The sequence below is a fragment of the Flavobacterium sp. FlaQc-49 genome, assembly GCF_044005985.1.
Classification (GTDB): Bacteria; Bacteroidota; Bacteroidia; order Flavobacteriales; family Flavobacteriaceae; genus Flavobacterium; species Flavobacterium cupriresistens.
The window spans coordinates 595,602-611,904 of record NZ_JBIPCS010000001.1; the positions used below are offsets into that span (position 1 = coordinate 595,602).

Consider the following 16,303-nt stretch of genomic DNA (forward strand, 5'->3'; position numbering starts at 1 on the left):
CTGCTTAATTTTGAAATAATGGATGTATTACTTTTGATACCTTTTCTCTTTTCTCAAATTTCTCAGAGATTTCCGGTATCCAATACCTCTTCTTTACAAATGGATAGGTTGGGAGACTTACTCGCTTAGGCTGTGTATTGTTATCATATAACTTTTCCCAGGCAATATATTCTCCTTGAATCCATAATTTTGCCAGTTCATTCAGATCCTTATTCTCTAAAGCTCTTTTATACAAAATGCTTATATTATCTGTTGTATTTAACTCGTAACTTTTCAAGCTTCTTTGATGCCCCGAAAATTGATCTTGCAGGTAGTTATGAAGTTCCTTCCTGAGTGATTTTACAGAGGTAACTTCTATACTTAATCTGGTTTCCATAGCAACTCTTCCTACTTGTAGTGTATAGGCTAAATCAGTTAAAGAAATAGTTTCCACTTCGTCTAAAAATTTAATAAGCTCTTCTGCTTTCTGTTTTAAACGTTCTGTATTCTTAGCCGATAAAACAATGAGTACCGACGCCGTCTCAGCTCTATCTCTATCATCATTTCTTTGGTATTCTTCGAGTATAACATGTGCGTTACTTCCTCCTGCTCCAAAGCTGCTTAAACCTGCTCTTCTTTTTTCTGTATCTGTAATGATCCAATCTGTTAATTCTTGCTGAACTTCAAATGGACTTTCGTTAAATTGAATATTCTTATTCAGGATATTGCTATGAATCGAAGGGGCAATTTGTTTATACTTAAATTGAAGTAAAATTTTTGTTAATCCCGAAATTCCGGCTGCAGACTCGCAATGCCCAATATTCGATTTTACAGATCCTATTTTGCAAGTGACATTATGGTCTAAGTTTAAAGCCTGAGTCAAGCCTGCTATTTCTATCGGGTCTCCTAAACTTGTACCTGTACCATGAGCTTCTATATACTGTAACGACGAGGATTGTATTCCTGCCTTTTGAATTGCTTTTTGAATAACTTTGGCTTGCGCATTAGGATTAGGCACATGAAACCCATTAGATCTTCCGCCATGATTAATTGTTGTCGATCGGATTACTCCATAAATTTGATCCTTATCTTTTATCGCTTCCGATAGCGGTTTTAAAAGTACCGCTCCAACACCTTCACCAGGAACATACCCGTCTGCTCCTTCGCCAAAAGCAGCGCATTTTCCTTCGCTGGATACAAAACCTGCACTACTGAGCGAGAGATATTTGTACGGATGCAAATTAAGATTAACTCCACCAGCAATTGCGGTTGTACATTCGCCTTTTCGGAGACTCTCACAAGCTAAATGTATAGCGGTGACAGAAGAAGAACACATGGTGTCGATAGCCATACTTGGTCCCTCAAAATTCATTACATAAGAAACCCTGTTAGCAATACTGCTATGAATTCCTTTTGGTGTCGCAAACTGCCCCTCGTGCATCGTATCTATACCAAACATAGCATACTCACTATACATTACACCAACAAAAACACCTACTTTTTGATTCAGGTCTTCCGGAGTATATCCTGCATCTTCTACTGTATTCCAGGCCGTTTGCAAAAACAAACGCTCTTGCGGATCCATTAACTCAGCTTCTTTGGGTGATATATTAAAAAAAATAGGATCAAATTTGTCTACATCTTCTACAAAACCACCCCACTTACTATACGTCTTTCCTTCTTTGCCTTTTTCTCGATCAAAAAATAATTCGGTATTCCACCTGTCTTCCGGAATTTCCGTAATACTATCTCTACCTGTTTTTAAGTTCTCCCAAAATTCTTCCAACGTATTGGCTCCGGGGTATTTTCCTGCTACACCAATAATTGCAATTGGTTCCTCAATAGAGCTGTAATTAGTTTCTTGTTGCTGTTTTTCTTCTTTATTAGTGTAAAAAGCTTCTATTTTGTCTTCTGCAATTACTTGATTTTCTTCCTGATTTTCTGTGAGTTTCAGCATCGAATCAGAATAATTCTTCATGAAGTATAGGGCTAAATCGTCTAGAGTCGGGTTCTCAAAAAACAAGGTATTCGAGACGTCTTCAAAATCTTCATTTAATTTATTCGTCAGTTTCACGATACGAATAGAATCCATTCCATACGTTTCAAATGGTGTTGTTAAACCAATTCTTTCCGGTTCTATTTGCAACTCTTCGCCAATCAGATTTCTGAAATATCTTACACAAGCCTCCTTTGTAATACCAAAAGTATTCGCAACGGGTGCTGTCTTTTTATGCGCTTTCTTTTCTAAAAGCTTAGATGCTTTCTCATATACAACCATTACTTGCGAAGGTGCTTCTTTAAATATATAAGATAATGCCTTGAGTCCCTCGGCTGTAGGCAACGGCAGCATTGCCCAATAATGCTCTAAATATTTCCGGCTTTCTTCATTTATTTGCAGTCCGCCCTCTTGCCATAATCCCCAATTAATCGTAATAGACTTTCCTGAGCGTTTTCCTTCTTTTACCAATTGATTTCTGTGTACTGCATAAGCATCCATATAAGCATTGGCAGAGGCATAGTCCGCTAATCCTATATCTCCCATAATGGCAGAAATAGAAGATATATACATCATAAAATCTAACGATAATTGTTGCGTTACTTCATCCAAAATTCTGGTTGCATCAATTTTTGGCGCCAATACTTTATGTATTTCTTCGGGAGTCTTTTTTATTATCTGACTGGCTGTTCCTATTCCTGCATTATGAATAATTCCATTAATTTGTCCTTCTTCCCTAAGAATTTCATTGATCACTACTGAAATAGCTGCTCGGTCGGTAACATCACAACGGATATACTTTGCCTTGTTTAATAACTTGATCTTACTTTTCTTTTCGGGAGATAATTCGCTCCTTCCGATTAAAAAGAGCTTCGTATTTTTGAATTGATTCAAATAGTTTGCAAAAATCATCCCCAATCCTCCAGCTCCTCCTGTTATGATATAGACCCCATTGGGTTTAATAACAATTGCATTCTGATCGGATACTTTGTTATAGATTCCTATTTCTCTGACTTCCCGATTGTTGTTTATATACTGAACTTCAGCCTCTTCTGTGGTTCTTTCTTCGTTTATAATCTTGCAAAGAAGGTCTATATTCGCTACAGAAATTTGGTCGACAGCTATTGTTTTTCCTGAGATTATTGGGTTTTCTTTGTTTGCCGATTTCAATATTCCCGAAACAAAACTATAGGACAAGGCTTCTTGCTCTTCAAATAGTATTAGGAAATGCTGTTCTTTTTTATTGACTAAATGCTGTTTAACACGATCTAGAATAATTCTAAAGAACTCTTCTTCGTTCTGACTTTGTATGCTTGTTACCTCGATTTCTAACTCATCTGTTAATCGTTCGGCCATTTCTGATGTTGCACCGGCCAAAATAACTTCATAATTTCTGTTCGCATTACTTATTACCTTCTCTGTGATTGGTTTTGATTTCCAGTCATAAGAATATAATTGCGTATACCCCTCTATTTTATTCGATGCAGCTTGTTCTTGGCTAACAAAAGGTAGCGTTACAAAATCGATAAAACTCATGATCACTTCACCACTACCATCTATTAATTTTACATCATAGTGTATCGGTGTATTTTTTTCTTCACTTTGTTCTCTTATCGTTACATAAGACCAAAACTCTGAGGGTAATTCTTTGTAAATATTTACCTCTTTAACGCTAAATGGGATTGATAATGGTAATTCTCTTGTATTTCCTTTAAGATGAATTCCTAAACAAGTTTGCAAGGCACTATCCATTGCTTGAACAGTCCAGTAATTGTCTGAAAGATCTTGATTGATGCTAATTTTGGCTAAGGCTTCGTTTCCGGAATATCGGATATATTCTATCCCTTGAAAACTCGTTCCATAATGAAATCCGAGTTCTTTGAATAGGCTATAATAGGCCTCTTTATCCAGAACATCTCCTAATCGATTACCAATTAATCGTATATCCAATTTCTCTATTTCCTCTGTAAATACGGAACTAATCTTACCTTGGCTTAAGATGATATTTTCTTGTTCCTGATCTTTAACTGCAAACGTAATTTCTTTATTTACTGTTTGTAATTCTGTAACTATTGATTTGGAGTGTCCATTAACTTGTAGCGGTGACATCCAGAATACATCTCTTAATTGAGCTATTTTTTGGTCTGTATAGCGTCCGCCCGAAACTCTTGCTATCTCCAGATACGCTACACCCGGTAAGATTTTTTCAGTATGCAGTACATGTTCTGACAGAAATTGTTCGGTACCGGAATATTTACTTATAAATCGAGAACTATCTGCTTTATTGGCTTGTTGATGTACCAGTGGATGTTCCTTTTTTATTGCTGTAAACTCAGTCGCATCTTTTGGCTTAAACCAACAATAATCTTTGGCAAATGGATAATTAGGGAGACTAATAACAGTCGGCATTTTATCGTATAATTGATTCCAATCAATACGTTCTCCCTGAGCCCATAAAGTTGCTAAAGCTGTTTGATCTTTTTGTATTAAAGCTTCTTCAACTGCATTGCTTATTTTTGAATAAGCCATCAACTTCTTTGTCTCTATTTCGCCCACTATTCCTGCTACAGGATCTTCTAAATATTGCTTTAGTTTTGTAATTAATTGTTCTGTATTTGCAACAATAAAAGCTACTCTGCTCTCCATGGCTTCTCTACCGATTTGCAAGGTATAAGCGACATCATTAATCGTTAGGACCTCAATATTCTCTTCCAGAAATTGACTTATTTTTTGAGCATGTTCTTTTAATTGAACACTGTTTTTAGCCGATAGTGGAATGATAACAGGTTCTTGTGAGTCAAGAAAATTCTGCGAATCTTTTTTATATTCTTCAATCACAAGATGTACATTGGTGCCTCCCGCTCCAAAACTGCTTATTCCGGCTAGTCTTGGTCTGCCATCTAACGTAATCCAGTCTTCTAATTCTTGCTGTACTTGAAAAGGGCTATTTTCAAAATCGATATTGGTATTTAACTTCTTAGAATGTAATGACGGAACGAGTTGTTTATTCCTAAGTTGCAAAAGCACCTTGGTAACCCCGGATATCCCTGCTGCTGCCTCACTATGTCCAATATTCGATTTTACAGAACCTATTTTGCAAAATTGATTTGTTGTACCTGTAAATGCTTTTTTGAGTCCGGCAATCTCAATAGGGTCTCCTAATTTGGTTCCTGTACCATGGGCCTCAATATAACTATAGGCTTCAGGCGAAACTCCGGCCCTATCCATTGCTTGCAGAATTACCGCTGCCTGAGCATTAGGATTAGGTACGGTATATCCGTTTACTTTTCCGCCGTGGTTTATAGCGCCACCTTTAATGACTCCATAAATTTGATCTCCGTCTTGTTTTGCTTTTGCCAATGATTTTAACATGATTGCGCCAACTCCTTCTGAAGGCACATAACCATCTCCTCCTTCTCCAAAAGTTTCACATTTCCCTTTTTCTGAAACCAGATGTAAATCACTCAACATTAAATATTTCCCGGGATGTATACTTAAATTAACACCTCCGGCTATAGCTGCTTCACAGTTCCCTAAATGTATATTTTCGCAAGCCATCTGAATCGCAATTAGCGATGAAGAACACATCGTTGCTACTGCCATACTCGGCCCGTGAAGGTCTAAAAAATAAGAAACTCTATTGGCTATACTACTGGCATTTCCGGTTGGAGCAATAAAATTACCTTTGAGTCTTTCTTCTATTCCGAACAATTGATATTCTTCATACATAACTCCAACAAAAACACCTACATTACCACCTGTATCTGTAGCCGATTTTTTTCCTATATTTTGTAATTTCATTTTGGTATAACCTGCATCTTCAATCGCATGCCAGGCCGTTTGCAAAAACAACCGTTCTTGCGGATCCATCATTGAAGCTTCGCGTGGCGAAATATTAAAAAACAAGGGGTCGAACTTATCTATATCATTAATAAAACCACCCCATTTGCTATAACTTGTTCCTTTTTTTCCTTTCTGTTCATTATAAAACTCCTCAATATTCCATCGTTCTTCCGGTATCTCTGTAATACTGTCTTTACCAGCTTTAAGATTCTCCCAAAACTCAGCAATATCATTTGCTCCGGGATAGATTCCACTCAATCCGATTATGGCTATATCGTCACTTTTTATTTCTTCCTTTTTGATAACCGGAACTAATTTAGGTTGCATAAAGCGCTTGTGTTCCTTTGCTTCAAGTATAGAAAATGCTTCATTTCTAATTACTTTATCCATCTGAACAGGAACTTCATGAGTGCCTTTTGCCGTATTTAATGTTTGTAAAGTATCTGAATGTTCTTTAACAAAATAGGATACAAGCTGATCTATTGTCTGATATTCAAACAGTAAGGATACCGAAACGTTATCAAAAATATCGCTCAATCTATTGGTTAGCTTTACCACTAACATAGAATCGATTCCATATTCTTCAAAAGGCAATTCAGTTTGAATGTGCTCTTCTTTTAATTTTAATTCTTTCTTAAATATTTCGACTATTTTCTCATAAGCAATTGCACTTAAGTCTACTGCCGATTCTCCTAAAGTCTCTTTTTTATCTATAGCGACTACACTGTTCGCTTTAACTCCAAAGGTTTTGTCCAGTTTATTTTTAGAACCATAAACAATAATTGTTTGTTCATTTGCCAGTTGCAGTACTTTATCCAATGCTTTTGCTCCTTCTGCTTCCGGTAAAGGAAACATGCCCCATTGTTTGGATAAAAATTCTATATTCTCCGCATTTGCCTGCATTCCGCCAGTTTCCCATAATCCCCAATTCACAGAAATCGTAGTTCCTTTACGTTTACCGTCTTTAACTAAACGATTTCGTTTTTTTGCAAAATGGTCCATATAGGCATTAGCGGCAGCATAGTCTGACAGTCCTATATCACCTAATACTGACGAAATAGAGGAGCAATACATCATAAAATCTATTGTTTCATTTTGTAATGCCTTGTCTAAATTTTTTACTCCTGCAATTTTTGGTGGCAATACCTTATAGATTTCTGTTTCTGTTTTCTCTATAATTGTACTGGCCAGACCAATACCTGCACAGTGAATAATCCCATCTATTTTTTTGTAATCTGTTAAAATAGTTTGTATTACGTTTTCTACGTCTTCGTACTTAGTAACATCACATGCGTAATATTGCGCATTTGGTAAGCTTTCAGTATACTTCCGGATTGTATCATTATTAGTTCTTCTACCTGTAAGTATAAGTTGCGTTCCTTGGGTTTTGGCAATATGTTCTGCAAAAACACTTCCGATTCCTCCTGCACCACCAGTAATCAAATAAACACCTCCTTCTTTTATCCTAAGATCAGAAATTTGATTTTGAGGTACTGAGCTAGCGCTCTTTACTGCTCTGGTTCCGTTTAGATAACGTACTTCTGCCTGTTCATCAAGATTTTCGTTTTTCAAAATTTGCACTAATTCATTTCCTGTCTTAACATTCATAGATGCTATAGAAATAAATTTAGTTTTAACTCTTGGATTTTCTTTTGAAGCCGATTTCAACATGCCTATAATAAATCCATACTTATCATAATCTGTGTCATTTATAAGCACCGAAAATTGCCCTCGTTGTTTTTGTGACATTCTGTTTCTGAGAAGCTCCAGTATTTTCAGAAAATAGGATTCTTCTATTTCTTCGTCTACACTATATACATTTCCTTCAAATTCCCGGCTAAATTGTTGTACCAAATTTTGAGTAGCCCCAGCTAAAATCACATCATTGTAATCTGTAGTATGCGCATACGTTTTTTCCAGTTCAGTTGCTTCCCATTGGTAATCATAAATTTCTGTCGCTACGGATTCTTTTCTTGAATTTTTATTTAGAAATCCTCCATCGTACGGTAAAATGACAAAGTCTTTAAAACTTACCACAACCTCACCTTTGTCGTTTAATAAATCCATATCACATTTAGGTATAGTTGCTTTTGGGTTAGCATTCGGGCTAAACCTTGCATACGACCATACCGGAAATGTAATCTCTTTATAAACCGTTACTTTACCTACGCTAAATGGGATAGACAATGGCATTTTACCTTCATCTTTTAACAGTAGCCATGCTAAACATGCCTGAAGCGTACTATCTAATACTCCGGGATCTAAGGTCATGTCCCCATGTTGTGGCAATGTAATTTTGGCTAGTGCTTCTGTATCATTATAGTACAACTCTTTTATACCTTGAAACCTTTCTCCATATCCAAACCCAAGGGCGCTAAACATTTTATAACATTCTGACTCAGAGGCTGTCTGATTAGTACGGGATTTGATCGTTATCAAATCATAGGGTTTAGGTTCTTCTTGAGCCCTTGTAGTTACAATTCCCTGACCATGAATATATTCTTCTTCTTGGTCTTTAGAATATACCACATATCTAATCTGCTCACCGGAAGGTTCCAGTCTAATAACAACTTTTTTGGGTTGTTCTAATACTTTAATAGGATGCAACCATGTTACGTCCTGAAATTGTGTTACTTTTTGATGTGTACTTCTCTCTATCGCTTCCCTGGCCATTTCCAGATAGGCTACACCTGCAATTACTTTTTCGTTTTGAACAAGATGATCTTCTAAAAACCATTCTGTTCCTGTAAAAACACTCGCAAATTTCTGAGCTTCAAAATCTGATTCATTCGTATGAAGTAATTGATGCAGTTTAGAAACTGATTCGTGTTTTACAGCAGTATTTGTTGTTTGTACCCAATACCTTTCTTTAGCAAAAGGATAGGTAGGCACACTTATTCTTTGTAAAGGACTATTACCCGAATTCAGTAATTCCCATTTTATTTCAACTCCTTTTGTCCATAGTTGCGCTATAGATGCTATTTCTTTTTCTTGAATAGCTTCTTTAATATATGCGGCGCCAGCTTTACCTTTTAGGAGAAAATCATTGCTTTCATCTTTACTATTAGCCGTAAAAATATCTTCTGCTAAACGCACATCATTTTTAACAAAATTCTCTAATTGTTGCACCAGCTCTTCTTTAGAACTGGTCACTATTGCCAATCGTTCTGACATAGCTTCTCTACCAATCTGCAAAGTATACGCTATATTTTGTAAAGCTTCCGGAGTTTTTTCTATATAACTTAATAATCGACCGGCATAAGCTTTTAATCTATTTTTGTTTTTAGCCGACAAAACTATTATGACCGGTTCTTTACCAAAATCAGTAGTTCTCTCCGTTTTCGGATACTCTTGTATGAGGATATGTGCATTGCTTCCTCCTGCACCAAAACTGCTAATACCTGCAGTTAACAATGTTTCGTCTTGATCGGACCAAGGTTCTAATTCTTGCTGAACTAAAAAGGCAGTTTGATCAAACTGTATATTAGGGTTTAATAGAGACGAATGAATGGATGGAACCAACTGTTTGTATTTAAGTTGCAACAATACTTTAGTAATTCCAGAAATACCTGCTGCCGATTCGCAATGTCCAATATTAGATTTTACAGAACCTATACGGCATTTATTTGCAGTTGTTCTTTCTAATGCATTTTTTAGCCCTACAATTTCTATCGGGTCTCCTAAACTAGTTCCTGTACCATGTGCTTCGATATAAGAAATAGACTCCGGTTTGATATTCGCTTTTTTAATAGCTTCCCTAATTACTGCTGTTTGCGCCTTAGGATTTGGAACCGTATATCCTGTCGTTCTTCCTCCATGATTTAATGCAGATCCTTTAATTACTCCATAAATATGATCTCCATCTTTTTCGGCTTGCTCAAGAGATTTTAACAAAATAGCACCAACACCTTCTCCGGGAACATAACCATCTCCACCTTGTCCAAAACTCTCACATTTTCCTTTGCTACTGGCAAAACCGCCATCGCTAAGCATCAAATATTTATTAGGATGTACACTCAAGTTTACTCCTCCTGCAATAGCCATACTGATTTCTCCTTCTTGTATGGCTTTGCATGCTAAATGAATAGCTGTACTTGACGAAGAACACATCGTGTCCAGAGACAAACTAGGTCCATGAAGATCAAAAACGTACGAAACTCTATTGGCTATACTACTTGAACTTCCTCTAAGTGTTGTTGGGTTTCCTTTTACTGTTTCTTCTACTCCGTATAACTGGTACTCTTGGTACATAACTCCAACATATACCCCTACTTTTCCGTCTTGTTCTCCTGTATAAGGATTCCTTTTTAAAGTTTCATTAGTATATCCTGCATCTTCTACTGTTTCCCAAGCTATTTGCAAAAACAAACGTTCTTGTGGATCTATTTGCTCAGCCTCTAAAGGTGTTATATTAAAAAATAATGAATCAAACTTATCCATATCATTTACAAAACCTCCCCACTTACTATAGCTACGTCCTGATTTTCCTTTTTCTGTATCAAAAAATCCCTCTATATTCCATCTGTCTTCAGGAATCTCTGTGATGCAATCTTTCCCTATTTTAAGATTTTCCCAGAATTCTTCTATCGAATCTGCTTGTGGATATCTACCGCTTAATCCTACAATAGCCACATCGGTACGCTTTATTGTATCGTCTTGTCTCGTTTCTGAAAGTTGCACAAACTTATGCGGTACTGCTTTTTTAAAAGTTGCCTTTATTTCTGATGGAATACTAATTTGTTCTTTTATGTCAACCGGTATTTTTTTACTGCTGTCTATGGCATTTAGCTCATTTGAATATTCCTCAACAAAGAACATAACCAATTCTTCTATGGTTAAAAACTCAAAAAATAAGGTCTTCGGAATGTTCGGAAACGTTTCTTCTAAACGACTAGTGAGACTCGTCATCATTATAGAATCTAAACCGTATTTTTCAAAAGTATCTGTAATTTTAAATTTACTAACCGGAAAACGCAGTTCTTCGGCTAAAATCCCCACGAGATATTCGTAGGTAACTTCTTTTAAACTTTCTTCCGTTAATTCTTCCGTTACATTTTCATTTTTTATAGCTACACTACTTTCCGGCACTTCTTTTAAATCCGATAAAAATATTTCGGGTAAAGGCGCTTTTCCATAATGCAAGACTACTGATTCTGCCGTGCTGCCCAATAATTTTTCTAACCAATATATTCCTTCTTCTTGTGGTAGAGGAACGATGTTCAGTTTCTTTTCCAGCGATTTCCTGCTTTCATCATTTATTTGCATTCCACTACTATCCCATAATGGCCATGCTATACTTATTGTTTTACCAAAAGCTCTTTGTTGTGCTACTTCTTTATTTCTGAATTTTGCAAAATCTCTTAAATATTCATTTGCTGCAGCATAATCTGCTTGTCCTGAATTTCCTAAAACAGCAGCTAATGATGAAAATACCATCATGAAATCTAACGAAATATGCTGTGTAGTTTCATGAAGATTACGTATCCCTTTGGTTTTTACTTCTAAAACTTCTAATGCTTCACCACTATTTTTTTGCTGAATAAAATTGTCATTAATACTACCTGCTGCATGAATAATTGCGTTTAGTTTACCGTATTGGTTTTGTACCTCATCAATTAATTGTTGAGTGGCTAACTTATCCGTAATGTCGCAACGGTAATAGGTCAGGTTCTTGAACGATTTTACATATTCCTGATTATTTGAATTTAAAACAGACCTCCCGCAAGCCATAATTTTAATATCACTATAGGTATCAAAAAGGTATTCTATCAGCATTTTTCCAATGCCACCCATACCACCTGTAATGATATAAACTCCGCCTGGAATGAACTTGATATTTTCATTAGACTCGGTTAGTGGTGGTGCAATTGGTACGATTGCTTTTACTTCTCGTTTTAAATCCTGATATCGGACTATTGTTTCTCTTTCATTTAATTCCTCCGTAATAATTTTCGATAGTTGTTCTGCATTGCTGTTTTTATCTAAATCAATACCTATACATTTCCATAAAACCTTAGGGTTTTCAATTGCAGCGGTTCTTAATAATCCTGATAAAAACTGTACTTCATGTTCGGTCTTATCATCATAAATAATGACAAAACGTACCGGAGTTCTGGACGTCATAGCTTGCTTAACTTTATCAAAAACAACAGAAAATAAGATCCTTTCTTCACGATCCGTAATTCTTGTTATAGTGCCCGCTAATTCGACTTTAGGAAAATCACCTACAACTATAAACTCGGTAGATAAAATAGAAAAATCTGCTCTGTTACGTGTGCTTATCTTTGGCTGCCATATCGATTCATATAAATAGGTTTGTGCTGTACTAGGCTTAATTTTTAAGACTGGCATCATTTTATATCCTGATAGTGCTATAACAATTTCTCCTGATGCACTTAATAGTTCAACTTCAAAACTTTTCTTTTTTTCCTTATCCGAATAATAGGCATAGCAGTATTTAATTTCTTCTTCTAAATTATACCATGAAATTTTTTCAATAGAATAAGGTAAAGCCAGCGCATCAGAATCTTGCAACCATAATAATGCAGCTGTCTGAAGTGCATTATCTAATTTTTCAACTGGAAGTTTAAATTCACTTTTATCAAAAACTGCAATACTTGTAAGTACTTCCTCTTTTAGAACATGAACAGAATTTATGAGTTGTAAACTATCTCCATAATTAATTCCTTTTGTTCCAAAAATTTGATAACATTGATCACTTGTATATGATGTACTACTTTGCTCTTTTATAGCGGATATATCTCTATAACCAAGCGCTGTTGTTTTTTGATTTTCTTCTAAACTGGCTTGAAAATGAATGGTAACTTCCTCATTTTTTATACTCCTAATTTCGATAAAAGTGCCTTCTGCATTTGCATAAACTTCAGTTTCAATCCGGACTGACTCTTTATTTATCTCTATGGGTTGCAACCATTTTATATCCGAGAAACCAGGTACTACATTTAATCCACTTCGTTGTAATGCTTCCCTTGCCATCTCTACATAGGCAACTCCCGGAAGTACCTTTTTTCCTTGCACTATATGATCTGATAGGATCGATTCTCTTCCTGTTAAATAAGATGAAAATTTTTGTGATTCAAAATCTGATATATTTTCATGTACTAATGGATGTAATGTTTTTACATTAGATGATACTATTTCTGTTTTGGGCGTTATCCAATAGGACTCTTTTGCAAAAATATAGGTAGGTAAATGAATCTTTCTAGGTTGCTGTACAGTGTACAAACGCAACCAATCTATAGTATTTCCTTGTTCCCAGTATTTTGCCAGTTCAGTATATTGCTTCTTATGAATGGCTCGTTGAATTTCAGCTTCATTAACTTCATTATCCTTTCTGTAAGAACTAACCGTTTCCTCTTGAGTAAACTGTTGCAATTGATCTGTTAATTCTTCTATATGACTTACAACAAAAGCTTTACGGCACTCCATTACTTTTCTGCCTATCTGCAATGTATAGGCTATATCATGAAGGTTTAAGTTCTCTTCTTTTTTAATAAAATGAACCAGTTGCGTTACTTTTTTCTTTAAACTTTCTTCATTTAGTGCAGATAAAACTATTAGTATTGGTTCATCACTGGCCTCCGAAAGGCTATTTTTTTGTACATACTCTTCTAAAACAACAAATGCATTTGTGCCACTAATTCCAAAACTACTTACCGAAGCTCGTTTGGGTGTTTTGCTATCCCAAGAAGTTAATTTCTCCTGAATAATGAAAGGGCTATCTTTTAATTGAATGTGTTGGTTAAGGTTTTTATAATTAATTGATGGAGGTAATTGCTTGTTTTTCATGGCTAACAATACTTTAATAATACCTGCCATTCCTGCCGCTCTAAGTGTATGTCCTAGATTTGTTTTTACACTACCAATCCCGCAATAATTTACTTTGGATGTATGCGCCCTGAAAGATGTTTTAAGAGCTTGCAATTCTATAGGATCGCCCAGTTTTGTTCCTGTCCCATGAGCTTCTACATAAGTAATTGTCTCAGGATTAATTTCATATCTATTAAAAACTTCCTTTTGAATGTCTTGTTGAGATAGCACACTTGGAGCCGTAATTCCGTTGGTTGCTCCATCCTGATTGGTAAGAATTCCTTGTACTACAGCATAAATGGGATCACCATCTCTTATAGCATCTTCCAATCGTTTCATAATAAGTACGCCTACACCTTCACCGGGTACAAATCCATTTGCTCTTTCATCAAAAGTATAACACTGACCATCGGGAGATAACATTCCTGCCATACTGCTTAGTTTGTAAAACTCTGGCGTTACAGATAATGAAATTCCTCCGGTTATAATAAGATCTGTTTCTTTTGTCAATAAACTTTTACATCCCATATCCATTGCTACCAATGAACTGGAACATGCTGTGTCTATTGCTACAGCAGCTCCTTTCAAATTAAGAAAATATGAAATACGCGCTGCCAATATAGAACCCGAAATTCCCCAAAATGCAGAAGCTTCATTTGCTTCTTCTAAATAGGTTTTGTAATAATCTCCATCTGTTGCACCAACATAGACACCACACTTAGAATCGTGCAAAGTATTTGGATCAATTGCTGCATCTTCCAACGCTTTCCAACAATGTTGCAAAAATAGGCGCTGTTGCGGATCCATGTTTTCTGCTTCTTTACCGGATATCTTAAAAAATTCCGGATCAAACTTATCTATGTCTCTTAAAAAACTTCCCCATTTGCTATAAGTTTTCTGTTTGGCTTTTGGATTTTCGTCAAAATGCAATCCAACATCCCATCTATCTTCAGGAACTTCTTCTACAAGACTTTTTCCATTTTTTAGAACTTCCCAAAACTCCTCAAGATCATTTGCTTTCCCAAATTGCCCACTCATTCCGATGATAGCAATTTTATCCTTTTCTTGCTTATTGTCAATTTTCGAGAAACTTGGTTCTTCGACCTCTTTTTCAGTAATCGGTTCAAGTACTTGTACTGCTATTTTCTTTTTTTCATCCAGTAACTCGGGGCGTATATCTAGTATATGCTGAGCCAATACCGGAATAGTTGGATAATTGAATATAGCCGTAACATCCAGCGTTATCTCGAGGGTTTTATTAATGTTTTTGATCAGTGTAAGCCCTAAAATGGAATCAAAACCATAATCTGAAAATGGCTTTTCTTTCTTAAAAGCGGTTACCGGAAGTTTGATAGTTCCTGCCGCAATAGCAATTAATTTCTGTTGAAAATCATTTAAATCTATTGCCGTGTTTAAGGAGCTTGGTATAACCTCTTTTACTATTTCTTCTGTTGCCGTTTTAGAGAATTCCTCCGGTTGTTGTTTATCAATTAATACTCTGCCATTACTCCTGGCTATTATTATTTGTTGTGGAATATCTTCTTGTTTGGGATATACATCACAATCAACAAAACCAACTTCAGACAATACTTGTTTCCATTTATCGAAAGTTAATGCCGGACTACCTGAAATTCGTAATTCTTTATCTTCATGATTCCACCAGTCAAAAAGCAAACCGAATGTTAATGTCGTAAACATTTCCAATGCATTCAACTCATTCATAATCAGAATCCCGTCTTTCTTAAGAATTGGTTTTATATTCTTAAGTGTTTCAGCAATATTGGCGGTAGCATGAACAACATTGGCTCCTATCACAATATCATATTTGCCCATTGCGATATCCTGCATTGCTGCAGATTGGGTAATATCAAATCTCTTAGTTTCAAAATAAGGTATGATGTCTTCAAATTTTTCTACTGCTTCAATTAAAAAACTTTGAGAAACATCTGTAAAAGTATATTTTACCTGATTGCCATATTTTTTTAACTTTTCCAGAATACGCACCGTTGTTCCTCCTGTACCTCCTCCTACTTCTAAGATGTTTATTTTTTGATTAGTTCCTTCATAGTTTCTGACTGTATTTTCTACAATTGATGCCACTATTGAATTGAAATAATTAGATCTGTAATCGCCATTATAGATAGCGCTTACCAATCTGGAATTTCCTTCTGGAAACAATACATCAGTAGCTTTCGTCTTTCCAATCAAAATTTCCTCAAAAGCACCAATCGTTTGATTCAATAATGCGTAATAACTATGATGACTATTTGCCTCTTTTTTTGCTTTTAATAGCTTATTGTGCAGAGAAAAGGAGGCCGCTCTTTCTTCAATATCTTTTGGTACAATTACGCTTTGATTCGTAATTTGGATATAGGATATTTTCTCGAGTTCTTTAATAATCGTTTGAAATAGAGAATCATATTGAGGAATGATATTTAATTCTTTTCGCCATTCTTCAATTGTATTTGCACGCAAGGATTCAATTCCCATTCGCATTACTATTTGCAATACGGCCAGAGCACAATCTTCTTTAAAATCATTCTCGGCAACCAGATCCTTTTTATATAAAGTTAAATTTGGAATTTGAGGCGTTAAAAGTGTACTTTCCTGCACCAAAGTCACTTTTTTATTTTTATTAATCTTAATCATAATTAT

Annotated in this window: 1 protein-coding gene; it reads right to left on the reverse strand. The window is 35.6% G+C overall.

From position 1 onward, the window contains the following. Nucleotides 1-4 precede the first annotated feature (4 nt). Nucleotides 5-16,297: an SDR family NAD(P)-dependent oxidoreductase gene (locus tag ACHRV3_RS02200; RefSeq protein ID WP_395434375.1), complete on the reverse strand. Its 16,293-nt coding sequence runs from the start codon at nt 16,295-16,297 to the stop codon at nt 5-7. Nucleotides 16,298-16,303 lie beyond the last annotated feature (6 nt).